This window comes from Amantichitinum ursilacus (genome assembly GCF_001294205.1).
GTDB classification, from domain to species: Bacteria; Pseudomonadota; Gammaproteobacteria; order Burkholderiales; family Chitinibacteraceae; genus Amantichitinum; species Amantichitinum ursilacus.
Genome location: NZ_LAQT01000001.1, coordinates 311,125 through 332,160 on the forward strand (window position 1 = coordinate 311,125; position 21,036 = coordinate 332,160).

15 protein-coding genes are annotated in these 21,036 nt (G+C 59.7%); 5 read left to right on the top strand and 10 right to left on the bottom strand.

The window, feature by feature from the left end; genetic code table 11:
• Positions 1–32 precede the first annotated feature (32 nt).
• The 7 genes from lolD to WG78_RS01365 all read right to left on the bottom strand — a co-directional run bounded on the left by lolD (position 33) and on the right by WG78_RS01365 (position 10,728).
• Entirely contained in the window at positions 33–743 is a 711-nt protein-coding gene (gene lolD, locus WG78_RS01330; protein ID WP_053935977.1) for a lipoprotein-releasing ABC transporter ATP-binding protein LolD, read from the bottom strand.
• Positions 736–1,971 carry a lipoprotein-releasing ABC transporter permease subunit gene (locus tag WG78_RS01335; RefSeq protein ID WP_201782316.1) on the bottom strand — a complete coding sequence of 412 codons (1,236 nt, stop codon included), beginning with the start codon at positions 1,969–1,971 and terminating at the stop codon, positions 736–738. Before WG78_RS01335 ends, lolD begins: the two co-directional genes overlap by 8 nt.
• A 131-nt stretch (positions 1,972–2,102) precedes the next feature.
• Entirely contained in the window at positions 2,103–2,894 is a 792-nt protein-coding gene (gene pflA, locus WG78_RS01340) for a pyruvate formate-lyase-activating protein (protein WP_053935979.1), read from the bottom strand.
• Positions 2,895–2,997: 103 nt separating this feature from the next.
• Positions 2,998–5,313: a formate C-acetyltransferase gene (gene pflB, locus WG78_RS01345; protein WP_152969009.1), complete on the bottom strand. Its 2,316-nt coding sequence runs from the start codon at positions 5,311–5,313 to the stop codon at positions 2,998–3,000.
• Between the two features lie 387 nt (positions 5,314–5,700).
• Complete coding sequence (locus WG78_RS01350) at positions 5,701–7,290, bottom strand: peptide chain release factor 3 (RefSeq protein ID WP_053935981.1); 1,590 nt, start codon at positions 7,288–7,290, stop codon at positions 5,701–5,703.
• A 96-nt stretch (positions 7,291–7,386) separates the two neighbouring features.
• The gene (gene acnA / locus WG78_RS01355; RefSeq protein WP_053935982.1) at positions 7,387–10,080 is read right to left on the bottom strand and encodes an aconitate hydratase AcnA; all 2,694 of its coding nucleotides are present in this window, start codon (positions 10,078–10,080) and stop codon (positions 7,387–7,389) included.
• Between the two features lie 192 nt (positions 10,081–10,272).
• A complete protein-coding gene (locus tag WG78_RS01365) occupies positions 10,273–10,728 on the bottom strand; it encodes a hypothetical protein (protein WP_053935984.1) in 456 nt (151 codons plus the stop codon).
• Between the two features lie 353 nt (positions 10,729–11,081).
• Here WG78_RS01365 and WG78_RS01370 point away from each other — a divergent pair, with 353 nt between their 5' ends.
• The 3 genes from WG78_RS01370 to WG78_RS01380 are packed head-to-tail and all read left to right on the top strand — an operon-like array spanning position 11,082 to position 15,558.
• Positions 11,082–13,244, top strand: a complete 2,163-nt coding sequence (locus tag WG78_RS01370) for an SLBB domain-containing protein (RefSeq protein WP_083458685.1) — start codon at positions 11,082–11,084, stop codon at positions 13,242–13,244.
• On the top strand, positions 13,244–14,413 hold the full coding sequence (locus WG78_RS01375; protein WP_053935986.1) for a GumC family protein: 1,170 nt from the start codon (positions 13,244–13,246) through the stop codon (positions 14,411–14,413). Before WG78_RS01370 ends, WG78_RS01375 begins: the two co-directional genes overlap by 1 nt.
• Entirely contained in the window at positions 14,413–15,558 is a 1,146-nt protein-coding gene (locus WG78_RS01380) for an MraY family glycosyltransferase (RefSeq protein WP_053936178.1), read from the top strand. Before WG78_RS01375 ends, WG78_RS01380 begins: the two co-directional genes overlap by 1 nt.
• On the opposite strand, the gene gcvA is transcribed toward WG78_RS01380, so the two are convergent.
• Positions 15,555–16,433 (bottom strand): transcriptional regulator GcvA, encoded by an 879-nt coding sequence (gene gcvA / locus WG78_RS01385; protein ID WP_053935987.1) that lies wholly within the window; start codon positions 16,431–16,433, stop codon positions 15,555–15,557. The genes WG78_RS01380 and gcvA overlap by 4 nt on opposite strands.
• Before the next feature lie 191 nt (positions 16,434–16,624).
• Here gcvA and acnB point away from each other — a divergent pair, with 191 nt between their 5' ends.
• The gene (gene acnB, locus WG78_RS01390; RefSeq protein WP_053935988.1) at positions 16,625–19,210 is read left to right on the top strand and encodes a bifunctional aconitate hydratase 2/2-methylisocitrate dehydratase; all 2,586 of its coding nucleotides are present in this window, start codon (positions 16,625–16,627) and stop codon (positions 19,208–19,210) included.
• A gap of 73 nt (positions 19,211–19,283) precedes the next feature.
• Here acnB and WG78_RS01395 read toward each other — a convergent pair whose 3' ends face one another.
• On the bottom strand, positions 19,284–19,766 hold the full coding sequence (locus tag WG78_RS01395; RefSeq protein ID WP_053935989.1) for a hypothetical protein: 483 nt from the start codon (positions 19,764–19,766) through the stop codon (positions 19,284–19,286).
• 128 nt (positions 19,767–19,894) lie between these two features.
• Positions 19,895–20,737, bottom strand: coding sequence for a DUF2145 domain-containing protein (locus WG78_RS01400; RefSeq protein ID WP_083458686.1), 843 nt, complete (start codon positions 20,735–20,737; stop codon positions 19,895–19,897).
• A gap of 24 nt (positions 20,738–20,761) precedes the next feature.
• Here WG78_RS01400 and WG78_RS01405 point away from each other — a divergent pair, with 24 nt between their 5' ends.
• Entirely contained in the window at positions 20,762–20,965 is a 204-nt protein-coding gene (locus tag WG78_RS01405; RefSeq protein ID WP_053935990.1) for a hypothetical protein, read from the top strand.
• Positions 20,966–21,036 lie beyond the last annotated feature (71 nt).

The following is a 21,036-nucleotide window of genomic DNA, read 5'->3' on the forward strand; positions in this document are numbered from 1 at the left end:
TCCACCGGTACCGATCCAGTCAGCGCGGCTTGCTACAGCGCGGGAACAGCCACCAGCGGGGTCAACTGACCATCCGCCAATTGCAGTTGCCGCTGGCAACGCTGCGCCAGGTCGGTATCGTGCGTAACGATCACAAAGCTGGTGCCCAGCTCGCGGTTCAGTTCCAGCATCAAGCCAAATACATTGCCGGCCGTGGTGCGGTCGAGGTTGCCGGTGGGCTCGTCGGCCAGCACGCAGGCTGGATGGGTGACCAGCGCGCGTGCAATGGCGGCGCGCTGGCGCTCACCGCCTGATAACTCGCCGGGCTTGTGATGGTCGCGATGGCCCAGGCCTACGCGCGCCAGCATCGCTTTGGCTTGCGTCAGTGCCTGCTCTCTGGGCATGCGCCGGATCAGCAATGGCATCGCCACATTCTCGGCCGCGGTAAATTCGGGCAGCAGATGATGGAACTGATACACAAAGCCTAGATGCTGATTGCGCAAAGCGCCGCGTTGCGGCTCAGACAATTTTTGCGGATCTTGCCCGAGGATGCGCAAACTGCCGTGATCCAGGCTGTCGAGCGCGCCCAGCAAGTGCAGCAAGGTGGATTTGCCGGAGCCTGATGCGCCGACAATGGCCACGGTTTCGCCCTTGGCCAAGGTAAAGTCGACCGCCTGCAAGACGGGCGTTTCGAGCTTGCCGCTTTGATAGGTTTTGCCGACGCCAACGGCTTCAATAATCAGCGTGGGTTGGGGGTTATTCATAACGCAACGCCTGCGCAGGATTGACGCGCGATGCGCGCCAGCTCGGGTAAATCGTCGCCAGCAGCGCCAGCAGCAATGAGATCAGCGCAATGCTGGTCACATCATTCCATTCGACGCGTGATGGCAGTTCGGTGATCAGATAAACCTCGGACGACAAAAAGCGGGTGTTAAACAGGCGCTCAAAAAAGGGCAGGATGGTGCCGATATTCAGCGCCACCAACACGCCGCCAATCACGCCCGTGGCCGTGCCGACAAAGCCCGAGACCGCGCCTTGCACCATAAAGATCTTCATGATCGAGCCCGGCGATGCGCCTAGCGTGCGCAGGATGGCGATATCGGCTTGTTTATCCGTCACCACCATCACCAACGTGGATACCAGGTTAAACGCCGCCACTGCCACGATCAGCGTCAGAATCAAAAACATCATGCGTTTTTCGATTTCTACAGCACGGAAATAGGTGGGATTTTCCATGCTCCAGTCGCTGACCAGATTGTTGGGCATCTGGCTGCTCAGGCCCATGGCCACGTCGCGCGCCAGCAATGGATCATCCAGGCGCAAACGTACGCCCGAAATATCGTCGCCCATGCGGAACAGCTTTTGCGCATCGTTGATATGAATCAGCGCTACGCCTGCGTCGTACGGGTAGTAATCGGCGCGGAACAGGCCAACCACGGTGAACTGGCGAAAGCGCGGAATCAATCCCGCCGGGGTCACCTGGCCATCGGGCGTAATCAGCGTCACCTTGTCACCCGGATGGATGCCCAGATCGGCCGCTAACTGCCAGCCCAGCACAATGCCAAAGCCGCCCGGGACCAGATTGGTGAGCTTGCCACCAAACACATTGCCCAGCGTGGGGCTGACGCCAGGCTCCTGTGCCGGATCGATGCCGCGCACCAGCGCGCCTTTCACCTGGCCGCCACTGGTCATCAGGCCTTGGCCGATGACATAGGGCGCGGTGGCGATCACGTGCGCCGTACCTTTAACCTGGTTAGCGGTGGCTTGCCAGTTGGCCAGATGGTTTTCCGGGCCGCTGATCTGCACATGTGCAGCCATCGCCAGAATGCGATCACGCACCTCGCTCTGAAAGCCATTCATGACCGACAGCACGATGATCAACGCAGCTACACCCAAGGCAATGCCGAGGATGGAAACGAGGGAGATAAACGAGATAAAACTATTGCGGCGCTTGGCGCGGGTATAGCGCAAGCCGATCAGGAGTTCGTACATGGGCTTCATCAATAAATAAGCCGCCCGAGTTTAACCGAAATGCGTGCGCGCCGCTGCAGCACGGCCATGCCGCAGCACCGCCAAAACCGGCGAGGTTTTCACGTCAGCGCGGGTGCGGGCGGCTGCGCACATCAATACGTGGTCAAACCATGCTCGCGAAATTGCGCCTGCACGCGCTTGATCAGATCGCGCGAGGGCGGTTGTACGTCGGTGAGCTCGTAGGTCAGGCCCAAGTCGGCCCACTTGTGTTCGCCGAGTTTGTGAAACGGCAGCACTTCCACACGCTCAACATTGCCGAGGCTGGCGGCAAAGCGCGCCAGTGCATCGACGTCTTCAGCGAAATCACTGAAGCCGGGCAGCAGGACATATCGCAACCAGACTTTTTTCTTAAGCCGCACCAGGCGCTCGGCAAACGCCAGTGTGGGTTCAACCGGCTTGCCGGTCAGGCGCTCATGCCGTGCTGAATTGAATTCCTTGATGTCCAGCAGCACCAGATCAATCGGCTCAAACCAGTCGTCATCAAGGTTGCCGGACAAAAAGCCCTGCGTATCGATGGCGGTATGCAGCTTCAGATCGTGTTTGGCGCGGCGGAAGATTTCGCCGGTGAAATGCGCTTGCATCATTGGCTCACCACCTGAAATGGTCAAGCCACCGGCCACCCGCAAAAAACTGGCGTATTTGCCGATCTCGGCCACAATCTCATCGACGGTGTAGAGCTTGCCGTTATGCAGCTTCCAGGTGTCCGGATTATGGCAGTACAAGCAACGGAACTGACAGCCGCTCACAAACAGCGCAAAGCGCATGCCGGGACCATCAACGGCTGCGCCGGTTTCGATGGAGTGCACGTAGCCACAGGGCTGACCCTGTTCGTTGAACAGAGGCGGTGCAATTTCGCCCACCTTTTTCAGTTCAATGATGTTCATGTTGGCTCCGTGCGGGTTGAGTTCAAAAATCCGGGTTGCAAAGCAAAGGCCGGGGTGACGCTTGCACGCCACCCCGGCCGGCACTACTGATCAGACTAGCGTTTTAGCAGCGTTCGTGGAATGTCCGGCTGATCACGTCCAGCTGTTGTTCGCGCGTCAGTTTGACAAAGTTGACGGCGTAGCCCGATACCCGCACGGTCAGTTGCGGATAGTTTTCCGGGTGTTCCATCGCATCTTGCAGAGTGTCGCGGTTTAGCACGTTCATGTTCAGATGGAACAACTGGTCCACTTGCTTCTTGACGGCCGCGGTTGCATCGCACGCAGAGCCACCACCTTCACCATGCGGGCCAAACAGGCCATCAATCGAAGCGGCGAGGGTACGCACCCGGTCTTGCTCGTTATGGCCCAGCGCATCCGGGGTCATCGAAGCCGTCCACGAGATGCCATCCAGTGCGGCATCGTACGGAATCTTCGAAACCGAGAAGCCTGCAGCGATAAAGCCGTTTTCGTCGCGGCCGTTCATGGGGTTTGCACCGGGCGAGAACGGTGCGCCAGCGCGGCGGCCATCCGGCGTATTGCCCGTCTTTTTGCCGTACACCACGTTCGACGTAATCGTCAACACCGATTGGGTCGGCGTGGCATCGCGATAGAACGCTGGTTGCGCCTTGATCTTGGACATCATCTGTTCGGTGATGGCAACGGCGATGGTGTCAACGCGATCATCGTTATTGCCGTAGGCCGGGTAGCTGCCCTCGATCTTGTAATCGACGGCCAGGCCTGCCTCGTTGCGAACTACGTGCACTTTGGCGTGCTTGATGGCCGACAGCGAATCTGCCGCCACCGACAAGCCCGCGATACCGCATGCCATGGTGCGCAGGATGTCGCGATCATGCAGCGCCATTTCGATCCTTTCGTAGGCGTATTTGTCGTGCATGTAGTGAATACAATTCAGTGCCGTCACATAGGTCTTGGCCAGCCAGTCCAGCATCTTGTCGTACTTGGCCGAGACTTCGGCAAAATCAAGCACGTCGGCCTTGATCGGTTCAAAACCCTTGGCCACTACTTTGCCGGTCTTTTCGTCCACGCCGCCGTTGATTGCGTACAGCAGCGCCTTGGCCACGTTGACGCGAGCGCCAAAGAACTGCATCTGCTTACCGACCGCCATGGCCGAGACGCAGCAGGCAATCGCATAATCGTCGCCCCATTTCGGACGCATCAAGTCATCGTTTTCATACTGGATGGCCGACGTGTCGATCGACACTTTCGAGCAGAACTCTTTAAAACCTTGCGGGAAAGAGGTGGACCACAACACAGTCAGGTTGGGTTCTGGCGCCGGGCCGAGGTTATACAGTGTGTGCAGCACACGGAAGCTGGTGCGGGTGACCAGCGGACGGCCGTCCATGCCGACGCCACCAATTGACTCGGTCACCCAGGTCGGGTCGCCCGAGAACAGTTCATCGTATTCCGGCGTACGCAAGAAGCGCACGATGCGCAATTTCATGACCATGTGGTCAATCATTTCTTGCGCTTGTTCTTCGGTTAAGCGGCCTTCGTCCAGATCGCGCTGAATGTAGATGTCGAGGAAGGTTGAAATGCGGCCAATCGACATGGCAGCACCGTTTTGCTCTTTAACCGCCGCCAGATAGCCGAGGTACAGCCACTGGATGGCTTCTTGCGCATTAGTTGCCGGACGGGCCAGATCAAAGCCGTAAGACTGGCCCATGCTTTTCAGCTCGGCCAGCGCCTTGATTTGCTCGGACAGTTCTTCACGCAGACGGATCACGTCTTCGGTAAAGGCCACGTCGTCAAGCTCGGCTTTTTCGCGTTTTTTGTCTTCGATCAGGAAATCAACGCCGTACAGGGCTACGCGGCGATAGTCACCGATGATACGGCCGCGGCCATAGGCGTCAGGCAGACCCGTAATCACGCCGGAGCGACGGCAGGCCATGATTTCAGGGGTGTAGGCGTCAAACACGCCCATGTTGTGGTCTTTACGATATTTGGTAAAGATTTCGGCAATCAGCGGCGATTCTTCAAAGTGATACGCGGCCAGCGAGTTCTGAACCATGCGCAAACCACCGTTGGGCATAATGGCGCGACGCAGCGGGGCATCGGTTTGCAGGCCTACGATGGTTTCCAGGTCTTTATTGATATAACCAGGGCCGTGCGAAGTGATCGAAGAGCCCACTTGCGCGGAGACTTCCAGCACGCCGCGCTTGCGTTCTTCTTTAAGCAGTACCGACAGTTCTTCCCAAAGCTGTGTGGTGCGGGCGGTGGGGCCAGCAAGGAACTGATCGTCACCGGCATACGGTGTGTAGTTCAACTGGATAAAATCGCGTGTGGCGACCTTCTTTTGCCAGTCGCCGGCGGCAAAGCCACGCCAGGCGTCCAGTTGCAGATTAATTTCCGGTGCGTTCATGTTCATGCTCCTTGGTGACTGTCTTATGGACAAACCGTGGTGCGGTACCCGAGTGGCTTACAAGGGCTTGCGCGAGTCTTGTCTGCGAGCAGAATAGCACCGCGCCCTTGTTAATTTCTCGCCACTATCTACGCCGTTTTGTGCGCGCTTTTCAGGCAATTACTTGATGTAAATCAACATATGACGGTGGCCTATTTGAATCGTTTTGCAAGGCTCCGGATGGCTTTAGACAGTAATTACGCGCGCGACTAGCAATGACGCCGCCTGGCGGCCGACTGCATCAGCATAGGAAAGCCCGGCCGTAGCGGGGGCAATAAAAAAAAGCACCGGACAACCGGTGCTTTTTGTAGCTTGGCGACGCACGATTACGTGCATTTTTAATCTTTTTTACAGTGTGACCGCGTGTTCCCGGGTGGCGTGGAACACGATATCGGGCCAGCGCTCGCGCGTCAGATCGAGGTTGACGCGGCTGGTGGCCAGATACGCCAGGCTGTTGGCGGCATCGCGCGCCAGGTTGTTTTCGAGCGCGCGCTCAAATTCAGCCAGTTTTTTGCTGTCCGGGCAGCTGACCCAACGCGCCGTGTAGATCGTGATCGGCTCAAACATGGCGTCCACCCCATATTCATTGGCCAGGCGACTGGCGACCACTTCAAATTGCAGTACACCCACGGCACCCAGGATCAGGTCCGAGCCATTCAGCGGCTTGAAGACCTGCACCGCGCCTTCCTCGCCCAGTTGCTGCAGACCCTTCTGCAACTGTTTGATTTTGAGCGGGTTACGGATGCGCACGATGCGGAACATTTCCGGTGCAAAGTAAGGAATGCCGGTAAACGCCAGCACTTCGCCTTCCGAGAACGAATCGCCGATCTGGATGTTGCCGTGATTAGGCAGGCCGATAATGTCGCCCGCATAGGCCTCTTCGACCTGCTCGCGGCCCTGCGCCATAAAGGTCACCACCGAGTTGGCGGCGATTTCGCGGCCAAGTCGCAGATGCTTGAACTTCATGCCGCGCTCAAACTGGCCCGAACACACCCGCAAGAACGCAATGCGGTCGCGATGGCGCGGGTCCATATTGGCTTGAATCTTGAAGACAAAGGCCGAGAATTTTTCCTCGGTGGGCGCAACGGCGCGCGAGGTGGCGTCGCGTTCGGCCGGGGCGGGCGCCCAATCGACCAGCGCATTCAGGATTTCGCGTACGCCAAAGTTGTTGATGGCCGAACCAAAGAACACCGGCGTGAGCGAGCCCGCCAAAAACTGTTCCAGATCAAACGGATGCGAAGCGCCGCGCACCAGTTCCAGTTCCATACGGGTCTGTTCGATTTCCAGCGGAAACAGCTCATCCAGCCGCGGGTTGTCCAGACCTTCGATAATCTCGCTGACGTCGTTGCGGCCTTCGCCCGATTTGAACAGCAGAATCTGGTCGTTAAGGATGTGGTACACGCCGCGGAAGGTTTTGCCCATCCCGATCGGCCACGTCACTGGCGCGCAATTGATATTGAGTACGGACTCGACTTCGTCCAGCAGCTCAAGATTGTCGCGCACTTCGCGGTCATATTTGTTCATGAACGTGACGATGGGCGTGTGGCGCAAGCGGCAGACGTTCAGTAATTTGATGGTTTGTTCTTCCACACCCTTGGCCGCGTCAATCACCATCAGCGCCGAATCGACAGCGGTCAACACGCGATAGGTATCTTCCGAGAAGTCCTGGTGGCCCGGGGTGTCGAGCAGATTGACCACGTGTTCACGATAATCAAACTGCATCACGGACGAGGCCACCGAAATGCCGCGTTGCTTTTCGATGTCCATCCAGTCGGAAGTGGCAAACTTGCCGCCTTTTTTGCCTTTGACGGTGCCGGCGAGCTGAATCGCGCCCGAAAACAGCAGCAGCTTTTCAGTCAACGTGGTTTTACCCGCATCCGGGTGCGAAATGATGGCGAACGTGCGGCGGCGGCCCACTTCGCGGATAAGGTCGGGCATGATCAATCCGGCTGGCAAAAAACGCGTAATTGTACGCGCAAACGCGGGCGCGCGCGAAACCGCCGCGCAGCGCCCGTCTTCAGGCCATCGCCAGGGTCAGTGCAGCAGGTCGCGCAACACATACGGCAAGATGCCGCCGTGTTTGTAGTAATCCACTTCGATTGGCGTATCGATGCGGCACAGCACCGGTATATGCTGTTTCTGGCCGTCCGGATGGCAGATCACCAGAGTCAGGTCTTGCTGCGGCTTCAGGTGTTCGTCCACGCCCAGCACAGCAAACAGTTCGTTGCCGGTAATGCCCAGCGATTGCACGCTGTCGTTGCCTTTAAATTGCAGCGGCAATACCCCCATGCCCACCAGATTGCTGCGGTGAATACGCTCAAAGCTCTTGGCAATCACGGCTTTTACACCCAGCAACAGCGTGCCTTTGGCGGCCCAGTCGCGGCTGGAGCCCGTGCCGTATTCTTCGCCGGCAAACACGATCGTCGGCGCGCCACGTTCCATATAGGCCTGCGCAGCGTCGTAGACGGTGGACAGCGTGTTATCCAGCAGCGTAAAGCCGCCTTCGACCCGCCCGCCATCGGCTTTGGCCGGCAACATCAGATTCTTGACGCGCACATTGGCAAAGGTGCCGCGGATCATCACATCGTGATTGCCGCGTCGTGAGCCATAACTATTGAAGTCCGGGCGCGCCACGCCATGGGCGATCAGATACTGTCCAGCCGGGGTTTTTTCGCCAAACGAGCCGGCCGGGCTGATATGGTCGGTGGTCACCGAATCACCCAGTACCAGCAAGGCCCGCGCGCCCTTGATGTCGTCAATGCTGCCCGGCGTAGGGCTGAACTGGTCAAAGAAAGGCGGCCGCGCAATATAGGTGGATTCGGGCCAGCTATAGACCTGGCCTTGCGGCGCGGGAATGTTGTTCCACAAATCCAGGTCCTTGGTCAGGTCGCTATACAGCGTGCGGAACACTTCAGGGTCGAGCGCAAATTTCAGCAGCTCGGCGACTTCATCGCTGCTGGGCCAGATGTCGCGCAAGTACACTGGCTGTCCATCCTTGCCCGTGCCCAGCGGTTCGGTGGTCAGATCAATATTGGCGCGGCCGGCGATGGCAAACGCCACCACGAGCGGCGGGCTGGCCAGAAAGTTGGCGCGGATATTCGGATGGATGCGCGCTTCAAAATTGCGGTTGCCCGAGAGCACGGCCGCCGCCACCACGTCATGCAGCTGGATGGCCTCGTTGAATTCGGGCGCCAGATCGCCCGCATTGCCGATACAGGTGGTACAGCCATAGCCGGCGAGGGCAAAGCCCAATTGCGCCAACGGCTCAAGCAAGCCGGTGCGCGTCAGGTATTCAGTGACCACGCGTGATCCGGGTGCCAGACTGGTTTTGATGTGCGGTTTAACGCTCAGCCCTTTCTCGACTGCCTTTTTGGCCAGCAGGCCCGAGGCCAGCATCACGCCCGGGTTGGACGTGTTGGTGCAACTGGTAATGGCGGCAATCAATATATCGCCATTGCCGATATCGATGCCTTGCCTGGCGGTGGGGTAGCGCTCAGCCAGTTGCGATGATTTCTTGTTGAAGCCATTCGCAGTAACCGGGGCGGCAAACAGGCTGTTAAAGCTGGTCTTCATCGCCGTCAATGCGATGCGGTCTTGCGGTCGTTTCGGGCCAGCCAGGCTGGGCACGATGCCATCCAGATCCAGCTTTACCACCCGGGTGTAATCGATCTCGCCCGCTTGCGGAATGCCGAACAGATTCTGCGCTTTAAAGTAGGCCTCGAATTGCGCGATTTCGGCATCGGTGCGCCCGGTGCCCTGCAGATAAGCGATGGTTTTCTCATCAACCGGAAAAAAGCCCATGGTTGCGCCATATTCCGGCGCCATATTGGCGATGGTGGCGCGGTCGGTTACGGTCAGGCTGGCGGTGCCCGGGCCGAAGAATTCGACGAATTTGCCCACTACTTTTTCATGGCGCAGCAATTCGGTAACGGCCAGCACCAGATCAGTGGCGGTGACGCCTTCACGCAAGTGGCCTGACAACTCCACGCCGATCACATCGGGCGTTAAAAAATACACGGGCTGGCCCAGCATGCCCGCTTCAGCCTCAATGCCGCCAACGCCCCAGCCCACCACGCCCACCGCATTGATCATGGTGGTGTGGCTATCGGTGCCGACCAGGGTATCTGGAAAGGCAATGCCATCGCGCACCTGCACGCCACGGAACAGATATTCCAGATTAACCTGGTGCACGATGCCGACGCCGGGCGGCACCACTTTGAAGGTATCGAAGGCCTGCATGCCCCATTTCATGAATTGATAGCGCTCGCTATTGCGCTGGAATTCCATTTCCATGTTCTTGCGCAGCGCGTCGGGCGTGCCGTAGTAATCCACTTGCACCGAGTGATCGACCACCAGATCCACCGGCACCAGCGGTTCGATCAACTTGGGGTTTTTGCCCAATTTGTCCGCCACATTGCGCATGGCGGCCAGGTCGGCCAGCAACGGTACGCCGGTAAAGTCCTGCAGCACCACGCGCGCCACTACAAACGGGATTTCGTCCACGCGGTGGCCGGTGGGCTTCCAGTTGGCCAGTTGCCGCACATGCTCTTCGGTCACCTTTTTGCCGTCGCAATTGCGCAGTACCGATTCCAGCACCAGCCGGATCGACACCGGCAAGCGGCTGATCGGGCCGATCCCTGCAGCTTCAAGCGCGGGCAGGCTGTAGTACTGCAAGGCAGGGGCGGTATCGGGCAGGGTTTTGAGCGTGTTGTGCAGAGCGTGAGGCATGGCGGGCTTCCTTTATGGGAACGTGCTTCGCATTATCCGGCGCGTGATCGCGGCGCAAACAAAGCGCCTGCGCCGAGGGCGAGGCGTGTTGTCGCTAAGGATAGAACTGCAAGGCGCGGCCCGAAAGCCAGCTTTGGCCTACATGCGGCGTAGCCGGATGACCTGGATCGTCACGCCCGGCGCGCGGCACGGTTAATGCGCCAGCATGCCTTTGGGGCGACCGCGCAGATGGGCCAGCGTGCCGCGTGCGGCTGGCGTGCACGCCAGCGCCAGTAGCGTGATCGCGGCGCTGGTCAGTCCATAAGCCGCCCAGATGGAGGCGGTGAGTGAGCCCGCCAGACTCAAATCCACGCCTTGCGCGCTAAGCGCATGAAAGCCCACGCGCAATAACAGCCAGAATATCCACCACACAACCACGCATAGGCCAATACGCAACAATATTTGCCAAAAGTGTTTGGCCACCCGTTTAAAAGCCAGTTTCAGAATATGCCGAGCCATATTGCCGACCAGCAATACACTGCAAAACAAACCTGGCAGGATAATTCGGAAAAATTCGGGTAATTCAGTCGGAGCCATGGCAACAACCAGCCCGGCTATGGCCGCCATATGAAAGGTAAATAACACGCGATGCGTTTTGCGATAAGCCATGCGGCTGATTCCGTTGGTTTTGTCAGCTGGCCATCATCCCCAACCGGGAATTGTCGCGTCAATATCCGCTTTTCCGGTTATTCAGTTTTTATTTGATAAAGCAATCGCACCGCGCGTTCTTCAGGCCGTGAGTTAATTCCGAAATTGGAGTTAACGACGGGCATTAATTGCCTTGTTGCGCGGAATGGTCAATTTAAAGTGGCGAGCTTGTTTTTGGATGCCGACTCGAATTCTCGGGCGGTTCTATTTATTGCCGAGGTTGGTCAGTGTATTCAGCAAAGAAGTTTTTCCGCAGGTGGGCGCGTTGGGTTCTGGCGCTCTTTATATTTAGCGCCGGACTAATTGCAGCCCCCATGGCCAATGCCATGTGCACACCGGGCGATTCCGCTTGCGTGATGCCCGCCACCGCGAGCGCTTCCCCAGCCCCGGCACCGACAGTCAGTCCGCGTTTGCCTGCACCCGCAGTGCGCCCCGCACCCCCGCCCGCGACGCCCGCCGATTGCGCCCACACCGAGCTGACCTTGCAGCGCTATCTATGCCAGACCGCTGATCAATTTCTGCCGGTGTACGGCCTCGATCTGTTTAGCCGCGACGCGCAAAACGGTTTTGGCGCCGAAGCGGTAGCCGTGCCTGCCGACTATTTGCTGGGCGTTAACGACACCTTCAATGTGCGCATCTGGGGCCAGCTGGAATCGGATCTGACGCTCACCGTCGACCGCACGGGCGCCATCTTTATTCCGCGCGTGGGCGCGATTCATGTGGTGGGCGTGCCATTTGGTTCGCTTAAAGGCCACCTTGATGCCGCCATCGGCAATGTGTTTCACGACTACGATCTTGCCGTCAGCATGGGCGAGCTCAAACAGCAGAATGTGTTTGTGGTGGGCTTTGTACGGCATCCGGGCAGCGTAAGCGTCAGTTCGCTTTCCACGATCGTGAATGCGTTGTACGCAGCCGGAGGGCCCAGCGCCAATGGCAGCCTGCGCCAGGTGCAGCTCAAGCGCGGCGGCGTGGTGGTGCGCACGCTCGATCTGTACCAGTTGCTGCTGCGCGGCGATAAACGCGGCGATGTGATGCTGCAGGCGGGCGACGTCATCCATGTGCCGCCCGCAGGTGCGCAAGTGGCGCTGCTGGGCGCGGTGCGTCAGCCCGGCATTTACGAAGCCTTACCCAATGAATCGCTGCAAGCGCTGCTGGACATGGCGGGGGGTACGGCCAGCGAGGTACTGGATCAGCCGGTCTCGGTAGAACGCATCGTGGCGCAACAGCATCGCGTTATCCAGAACGTGCCGTTGCCGCAACTGGCGGGTTATGCGCTGAAAGCCGGCGATATCGTGCGCTTTTATCATCTGTCGGGCCAGGTGGGGCAGTCGGTGGCTTTGCGCGGCAATGTCGCGCAGCCGGTGCGGCGCGCCTGGACTGAAGGCATGCGCGTCAGTGATCTGATCACCAGCCGCGACATGCTGCTGGACCCGGCGTTCTGGCTGCGCCGCGATCCGCCGGCGCAACTCGCGGCGACCGACGCTGGCACGGTGCGGCGCAATCTGACTGCCGCCGCGGACGAAATCAACTGGCACTACGCCACCATCGAACGGCTCGATCCCAAAACCCTGACGCGCAAACTGCTGCCATTTGATCTGGCGCAAGCCATCGACCATGCGCCCGACGCCGATTTGCCGCTGCAGGCCGATGACATCGTGCATGTGTTTTCGCGCGCCGATATCGAAGTGCGCAGCGACGACAAATCGCGCTATGTGCGGCTAGAAGGTGAAGTGGCCGTGCCGGGCATCTATGAAGTGCAGCCCGGGGAAACCTTGCGCGATCTGGTGGCGCGCATCGGCGGTCTGGGCCCTCAAGGCTGGCTGTACGCGGCCGAATTCACGCGGCCCAGCATCCAGCAACAGCAGCAGCGCGAGCTGGATCGCATGCTGGATGAACTGCACGCGCAAAACCAACGCCAGAGCGCCGAGCAAGCCGCCGCGCCCTCGCCGGACAATGCCAATGCCGCAGCCGACGCGCGGATGCAACAGCAAGCCAACGAGCAGATGTTGCGGCGCCTGGCCACCCAGAAAGCCACGGGGCGGATCGTGCTGGGCGTGTCCGCCGAGGCCACCGCAGTGACGGCGTTACCCGGCTTGCCATTGGAGGACGGCGATCGCTTTTACGTGCCACCGCGACCGTCGACCATTGCGGTGGTGGGCGAGGTGTACAACCGCCACGGCGCGTTTGCCTTTGACCAAGGCAAGCAGATTGGCGATTACCTTGATCTGGCAGGCGGGGCAACCGGGCACGCCGACACGGGCCAGATGTATGTGGTGCGCGCCGATGGCAGCGTGGTGAGTGCGGCGCAGCGACGTTGGCCCGGCAAACTGGGCAGTTTGATTGCGCGCCCTGGCGACACACTGATCGTGCCGACCCAGCTGATCCAGCCAAGCGGCATGCGCGTGGCGCTGGACTGGTCGCGCATCCTTGCCAACTTTGCGTTGGGTGCCGTCGCGATCAAGGTGTTGGGCGACTGATGATGACCCATTCCAATGAAGAAATTGATCTGCTGCAATTGCTCACTGACATGGGCCAGCACAAGCGGCTGATGGCGGTGACGTTTGTGTTGATTGCCGCGCTGGCGCTGGCCTATGCGCTATTGGCCCCGGATCGCTATCAGGCCCGCGCCGCCATCATGCCGCCGCAACCCCGTCCCGGTGCGGGCGCATTGTTGTTCCAGATGGCCAAAGACCCGGTGACGCCCGATACGATGCTGGGCCTGAAAAACCCCAATGATCTGTATGTGGGCATGCTCAATAGCCAGTCGGTGGCGCGCCGCCTGGTGCAGCGTTTTGATCTGCGCAAACACTACAACGTCAAGCTCGAAAGCCAGGCAATGCGTCGCATGCTGAATTCGGCCGAAATCAAAGCCAGCAATGACGGGCTGATCCAGGTGTGGTTTACCGATCACGACCCTGCGTTCGCTGCGAAGGTGGCCAACGGCTTTGTTGAAGAGTTGAGTACGGTCAGTCAGTTGCTGGCGCAAAACGAGGCGGCACATCGGCGAGATTTCTTTAATGGCCAGTTGAACAAAGCGCGCGCCGAATTGAGCGGTGCGGAAAGCGCGATGCGCGAATTACAGGAAAGCACCGGTTTGCTGCGTCCCGATGTGCAGGCTGATGCCACGCTCGCCGCGATTGCCGCGTTGCGGGCGCAAGTGGCCACCAAGTCGGTGGAACTGGCCGGACTTAAACGCGCGGGCACGGAGCAAAATCCGCTCGTGCAACGTGCGCGCGCCGAGCTGAACGGCTTGCGCCAACAATTGCAGGAAATGACGCAGGTTGACCCGGAGCGCGTGGTGCTGGCGCGCCGTCGCGTGCCCGCGCTGACGCAGGCGTTTGAAGGCCAGCAGCGCGAGCTCAGCCAGCAAGAGGCGATCTATCAGACGCTGATGCAGCAATACAAACTGGCGCGTATCGACGAGGCGATGGCCGTTGCGCCGTTGCAGGTGCTGGATGTGGCGGTGCCGCCCGATGCGCCGACCGCGCCACGCCGCCTGGCAGTGATGGCGGTGGGTCTGGTGGTTGCCACGCTCTGCGCATTGTTTATCGGATGCATTGCCGCCCTGTGGCGTCGAGCCCTGAAGCAACAATGCGGCTGGTCGGCCTTTGTCGCCACCTGGTGGCCGCGGACAGGGTGGCGCTGATGCAGATTGCAATCTGGTTTGGTTTGGCCCTGGTCGGCGCGCTGGTGGTGACGGGTTTGCTGGTGGCGTCGCAGCGCTGGCATGGCGCGTTGAGCGCGGATAGTCAGATGCGCGGCAAGCAAAAATTCCACGCACGCGCGGTGCCGCGTATCGGCGGCGTCGGCGTGGTGGCGGGTATGTTGCTGGCGGCCGCAGTGGCGCCGTGGTGGGCTAACGCCGTCGGTGGCGATCTGGGTTTGCTGCTGCTGGCCAGCGTGCCGGCCTTTGCAGTCGGTCTGGCCGAGGATCTGTGCAAACGCGTGCGGCCGCTGTGGCGCATGCTCGGCATCATGGGCGCGGCCGTGTTGGCGATCTGGTTGCTGGATGCGCAGCTCAAGCGGCTGGGCATCGTCCATCTGGACACGCTGATGCAGATCAATGCCATCGCCATCGTCATCACGGTGTTTGCGGTGGCCGGGGTCTCTAATGCGGTCAACATCATTGATGGTTACAACGGCCTGGCCGGGGGAGTGGCGTGTTTGATCTGCGTGGGGCTGGCTTATGTGGCCTGGCGCGTAGGCGATGCGCTGGTGCTGCATGCCAGCCTGGCCTTGCTGGCGGCTTTGTTGGGGTTTTTGTGCTGGAACTTTCCGCGCGGCGCGATCTTTCTGGGTGACGGTGGCGCGTATTTCATCGGCTTTATGCTGGCCGAGTTGGCGGTGCTGTTGCTGGCGCGTAATCCGCGCGTGTCGGTGTGGTATCCGCTGGTGTTGTGCGCTTATCCGGTGGTCGAAGTGTTGTTCTCGGTGTATCGCAAAAAGTTTGTGCGTGGTTTGTCGCCGGGCCAGCCCGATGGCGCGCATATGCATATGCTGATTTACAAGCGCTTGTTGCGGCAGGACGCCCATGCCCACAGCGCCGACATCAAAACCCGGCGCAACGCGCGCACGTCAATCTATCTGTGGGGTCTGGCGGCCAGCGCCAGTTTGCCCGCAATGTTGTTCTGGGATGTCGATGGTGTATTGCGCGTGCTGTTTGTGACGTTTTGCCTGCTGTATGTCTGGCTGTACCGGGCGATCGTGCGCTTTCATCGACCGGGCTGGCTGATGCTGTCGCCGGGCACCGAAGAGGGTGCCGCCCCTGCGCCTGATCAGGACGAGCGTTAGCGCTGTTGTTCCAACCAATGACAGAACGCGCCGATCGCAGGGTCGTCCATCAATAGTCGCGGCACCACCCAGCAATAACCGCGCACCGTGGCCAGCGGGCCGGTTAGCGGGGCAATCAGCCGGCCTGCGTCCAGTTCGGCCTGCATCATGGGCAGCGGTCCCAGCGTAACGCCCAGGCCTTCCATTGCCGCTTGCAGCGTCAGATAAAAATGGTCGAATTGCTGAGTGGCGGCCGGTTTCAGGTCCGGCATGCCCGCCAGCGTTAGCCAGCGTTGCCAGGCGGTGGGGCGGGTGTCGGCGTACAACAAAGTGTGATGCGCCAGATCTGCCGGGCGCGCCAGCGGCAACTGGTCCAGTAAGCGCGGGCTGCATAGCGGCAATTCACTTTCTTGCAAAAACGGCTTGGCCACGTAGCCTGGCCAGTCCGCCGGGCCGCGGCGGATAGCCACATCGAATGGGGTTTCCACGCGACCGATGTCGCGGTCCGACGTCATCAGCCGCAATTCCACATCGGGATGCTGCGCGCGGAAATGCTTAAGCCGTGGCATCAGCCAGTGCATTGCCAGGGTTGGCGTCGAGTTGATCACCAGGCGGCGTTGTTGATCGGGTTGCAGCAATTGCGCGGTGGCGTTGGAGATGATGTCCAGCCCGTCCTGCACCTGCACCAGATAGCGCCAACCGGCGTCTGTCAGACGAACGCGGCCGCCGGCGCGCTCAAACAAGCGGGCGCCCAGCCAGTCTTCGAGTTGTCTGATCTGCTTGCTCACAGCGCCGTGGGTCACAAACATCTCATCCGCGGCGGCCGAAAAGCTTTCCAGCCTTGCGGCCGACTCGAATGCGCGCAGCGCGTTTAACGGGGGTAGGGTAAGCGGCATGCTGTGAGTATATCTCACAGTGTCTGTGGCGATTACTCGTTTGTAGGCGGATGGCGCACGCGGTATCCTGCCTGGCATCGCTCGAAGGGCTGGCTCTGTACACAGCAGGGATGCGCCGGATGCCGCAATGGCATCGCGCTGGAACCCTGCACCGCGGGCGGCTTTAACCCATAAAATCAGAGGCATTCGCTATGTTAGAAAGTTATCGCCAACACGTCGCCGAACGCGCGGCGCTGGGTATTCCGCCGCTGCCGCTGACCGCGCAGCAAACTGCAGCGCTGGTTGAGCTGCTGCAAAACCCGCCTGCTGGCGAAGAAAGTTTTCTGCTGGATCTGATCACCCATCGCGTGCCGCCGGGCGTGGACGATGCCGCCAAGGTCAAGGCCGCCTTTCTGGCCGCCGTTGCGCAAGGCAAGGATTCCTGTGCGCTGATCAGCCGCGCCCACGCGGTTGAGTTGCTGGCCACCATGCTGGGCGGCTTTAACATCAAGCCGATGATTGATCTGCTGGGTGACGCCGAAGTCGGCGCTGTGGCGGCCGAAGGCCTGAAAAAAACGCTGTTGATGTTTGATTATTTCCACGACGTCAAAGCCTTGGCCGATAGCGGCAATGCCAACGCTAAAGCCGTGCTGCAAAGCTGGGCCGATGCCGAGTGGTTTACCAGCCGCCCCGAAGTGCCGCAGTCCGTTACGCTGACCGTGTTCAAAGTCACCGGCGAAACCAATACCGATGATTTGTCGCCCGCCCCCGATGCCTGGTCGCGCCCGGATATTCCGCTGCACGCGCTGGCCATGCTGAAGAACACGCGCGATGGCATCACGCCGGAAGAAGACGGCAAACGCGGTCCGATCAAGTTTCTGCAAGACCTGGCCGCCAAAGGCCACGCCGTGGCGTATGTCGGCGATGTGGTTGGCACCGGCTCCAGCCGTAAATCGGCCACCAATAGTGTGCTGTGGTGGACCGGTGAAGACATTCCCTATGTGCCCAACAAGCGTTTTGGTGGTTACTGCCTGGGCGGCAAGATCGCGCCGATCTTCTTTAATACGCAAGAAGACTCGGGTGCACTGCCGATCGAAGTGGATGTGTCGCAACTGAATATGGGCGACGTGATCGAGCTGTTGCCGTACGCGGGCCAGATCAAAAAGAACGGCGCGGTGGTCTCTGAATTCAAGGTCAAATCCGACGTGTTGTTTGATGAAGTGCGTGCCGGTGGCCGTATCAATCTGATTATTGGTCGCGGCCTGACCGCCAAGGCGCGCGAAGCGCTGGGGCTGCCGGTATCCACGCTGTTCCGTTTGCCGACCGCGCCGGTTACATCGACCAAAGGCTTTACCCAGGCGCAGAAAATGGTGGGCCGCGCCGTTGGTTTGCCGGAAGGCCAGGGCGTGCGTCCGGGTACCTATTGCGAACCGCGCATGACTTCGGTGGGCTCGCAAGATACTACTGGCCCGATGACCCGCGACGAGCTGAAAGATCTGGCTTGCCTGGGTTTCTCGGCCGATCTGGTGATGCAATCGTTCTGCCACACTGCGGCGTACCCGAAGCCGGTGGATGTTAAAACCCACCACGAGCTGCCCGAATTTATCCGCAATCGTGGCGGCGTTTCGCTGCGCCCGGGCGATGGCGTGATTCACTCGTGGCTGAACCGCATGTTGCTGCCCGATACCGTCGGCACCGGTGGCGACAGCCATACGCGCTTTCCGATCGGCATCTCGTTTCCGGCCGGTTCGGGCCTGGTCGCGTTTGGCGCCGCCACCGGCGTAATGCCGCTGGATATGCCGGAATCGGTGTTGGTGCGCTTTAAAGGCGAACTGCAACCGGGTATCACTTTGCGCGACCTGGTCAACGCCATTCCGCTGTACGCCATCAAGGCTGGTTTGCTGACCGTGGCTAAAGCAGGCAAGACCAATATCTTCTCCGGTCGCATTCTGGAAATCGAAGGCCTGCCCAAGCTGAAAGTGGAACAGGCGTTTGAGCTGACCGATGCTTCGGCTGAGCGCTCTGCAGCCGGTTGCTCGGTGCGTCTGGATAAAGAGCCGATCATCGAGTATCTGAACTCGAACATCACGCTGCTCAAGTCCATGATCGCCAATGGTTATGGCGATGCCAAAACGCTGGCGCGTCGCGTTAATGCCATGGAAGCCTGGCTGGCCAACCCCAACCTGATCGAACCTGATGCCGATGCCGAATACGCTGCCGTCATCGAGATTGATCTGGCCGACGTCAAAGAGCCGATTCTGGCCTGCCCGAACGACCCGGATGATGTGAAAGTGCTGAGCGAAGTGGCCGGCACGCATATCGACGAAGTGTTTATCGGTTCTTGCATGACCAACATCGGGCACTTCCGCGCAGCCGGCAAATTGCTGGAAGGCAAACGTGATATCCCGGTCAAATTGTGGATTGCGCCGCCGACCAAGATGGACGCGCAACAATTGACCGAAGAAGGCTATTACGGCACCTTCGGCACCGCAGGCGCGCGTACCGAAATGCCAGGCTGCTCGCTGTGCATGGGTAACCAGGCGCAAGTGCGCGAAGGCGCAACGGTGGTTTCGACCTCGACGCGTAACTTCCCCAACCGCTTGGGCAAGAACACCAATGTGTTCCTCAGCTCGGCCGAGTTGGCGGCAATTGCTTCGCGTCTGGGTCGTATTCCGACCGTGGCCGAATACATGGCGGATATTGGCGTGATCAACGAGAAGGGCGCTGAGGTGTATCGCTATCTGAACTTCAATCAGATCGAAACCTATCAGGCCGAAGCGGATACTGTGACGGTCTAAGCTTGTCGTTGCCAGCAATAAAAAAACCCCGCAAATCTGATTTGCGGGGTTTTTTGTTGGGCAACGCCAAGGCTTAATTGCTGGCGGGCGCGGAGGCGGCAGCCGAGATGCGGCTGTGTTGCAACAGCGACTGGCCTGTCTGATTGGGAATGAATGCCAGCAACTGGCCCGATGCAATCAGCGAATATCCGGTGGCTTCCGATACGCCTTGCACCACCGAGCCCGCCACCACGCCTGCTTTGCGCAGCGCTTGGGCCGATAGGCGAATCACGGCTTTGCTGCCGTCGGCGGTTTTGGTAACCGAGATTTCGGCCGTATCCGAAGCAACCATCACCACGCCCACCACCACCAGCGCAACACCGGCTGCGCTGCCCACCGGCGCGCCGATACTGCCTTCAAACGGCTTACCTTCGGTCGATACCAGCACCCCTGCAGTGCTGAGCGCGAAGCCGCTGCCGATTGTGGTTGAGGCGTCGGTGGCAGCCTGAGACAGCAGCGGGCTGGCGGCCAGCACCGCAGCGGTAAACAGAGAGGCAAATAAACGGGTGCATAGCATGGTGTTGATTCCTTGAAATGATGATGTGGCGGCGGGTATGCGCCGCGCTGCAATGCATTTAGCCAGAGCGTGTGGGCGTCGGGTGGCGCGCATGGGGCGTATCGGATTTCGATACAACGGGTGGCAGATCAGAGCGCCTTGGCTTTGTCGCTGGCCTTCGCGCCGGGGCGTGTCAGATCAGGCGGCGGAATATGTCGCTCTTGCTCACCCGGATCAAGACGCTGCAAAAAGGCCATTACCGATTCGACGGTTACGGTGTCAATCTGCCCGCCCATGCGCCGATCGAACGGGTGGTCGTCAAATGCCACATTGGCCTTGAACACGCGGCCACCCAGGCGCTTGAGTGGATTGATCTGCAGCGTGCTCGGGCTATAGCCGTTGGCCCTTAACCATGCTTGCGTGCTGGCGCGCTGGCCCAGTGGCTCGGGGCTGAAGGCTTGCGCCATGACTTCGAGCACCCACTGGTTGGAGTTTTGATGCAAGGTACTGAAGGGATAAGCGACCACGTTGTAGCTGCTGCTATGCAGGCGTTCCAGCGCGGCGGGATCGTGCAGCAGGTTCCACAGCCGGTTTTGTGTCGCGGCATCAGGGATCAGCACCAGCGCGTCATAGGCAAACATGTCGTCGAGGAAAAAATTGCCCAGGCCTTCATGCCACAGCGCCGAGGTGGCCGCACCACAATCATTCAGCAAATGGCTGACCTGCCACGGTTGGTCATCGGCCTCGCGCGAAACAAACGCGATATGCGAGTAGTGCAATTTGTATTCACGCAGATCCTGGCCCACGCGTGCCAGCAAGGCCACGCGGGGTGCCAGCTTGTCCAGTTTCTGCTGCAGGTTATACCCCGTCAGCAGCGCGCTGCGGATGACTTCGGGAGAGAGTGGTTTTTCGCTACAGGTCTGGCCGGCAAAGGCGGTGGCGCTAAGGCAAGTGCACAGCGCCAATGCAAATCGGGCAAAAAGACGAAACATGACTAACCTTGCAAAGCTTTGTAAGTGGGCGTCATCCTGGCCGAGAACATCTCGTGCGGCAACAAGACAATTCTGTTCACGACCAGATCCGCGTTATTGATGAATACCGCCGTCGGGCAGGTGTCGGCGCGGGCGGCGCGCGAGATATACCCGCCGAACTTGCCGATGGCATTGATTTACGTCAAAATCCGCGGTTCAAAGTGGCTCGACGTCACTTTTTTGTTTTAAAGCGGCGTCGAAAACTGTTTATCAACTTGATGGCTTGCCCACCCATCGCTGCGCCACGGCGACAGCAAAGT

Coding starts and splice junctions, on each gene's coding strand:
- lolD (WP_053935977.1), bottom strand. CDS start 743: ATGAATAACCCCCAACCCACGCTGATTATTGAAGCCGTTGGCGTCGGC.
- WG78_RS01335 (WP_201782316.1), bottom strand. CDS start 1,971: ATGTACGAACTCCTGATCGGCTTGCGCTATACCCGCGCCAAGCGCCGC.
- pflA (WP_053935979.1), bottom strand. CDS start 2,894: ATGAACATCATTGAACTGAAAAAGGTGGGCGAAATTGCACCGCCTCTG.
- pflB (WP_152969009.1), bottom strand. CDS start 5,313: ATGAACGCACCGGAAATTAATCTGCAACTGGACGCCTGGCGTGGCTTT.
- WG78_RS01350 (WP_053935981.1), bottom strand. CDS start 7,290: ATGCCCGACCTTATCCGCGAAGTGGGCCGCCGCCGCACGTTCGCCATC.
- acnA (WP_053935982.1), bottom strand. CDS start 10,080: ATGCCTCACGCTCTGCACAACACGCTCAAAACCCTGCCCGATACCGCC.
- WG78_RS01365 (WP_053935984.1), bottom strand. CDS start 10,728: ATGGCTTATCGCAAAACGCATCGCGTGTTATTTACCTTTCATATGGCG.
- WG78_RS01370 (WP_083458685.1), top strand. CDS start 11,082: ATGGCCAATGCCATGTGCACACCGGGCGATTCCGCTTGCGTGATGCCC.
- WG78_RS01375 (WP_053935986.1), top strand. CDS start 13,244: ATGATGACCCATTCCAATGAAGAAATTGATCTGCTGCAATTGCTCACT.
- WG78_RS01380 (WP_053936178.1), top strand. CDS start 14,413: ATGCAGATTGCAATCTGGTTTGGTTTGGCCCTGGTCGGCGCGCTGGTG.
- gcvA (WP_053935987.1), bottom strand. CDS start 16,433: ATGCCGCTTACCCTACCCCCGTTAAACGCGCTGCGCGCATTCGAGTCG.
- acnB (WP_053935988.1), top strand. CDS start 16,625: ATGTTAGAAAGTTATCGCCAACACGTCGCCGAACGCGCGGCGCTGGGT.
- WG78_RS01395 (WP_053935989.1), bottom strand. CDS start 19,766: ATGCTATGCACCCGTTTATTTGCCTCTCTGTTTACCGCTGCGGTGCTG.
- WG78_RS01400 (WP_083458686.1), bottom strand. CDS start 20,737: ATGTTTCGTCTTTTTGCCCGATTTGCATTGGCGCTGTGCACTTGCCTT.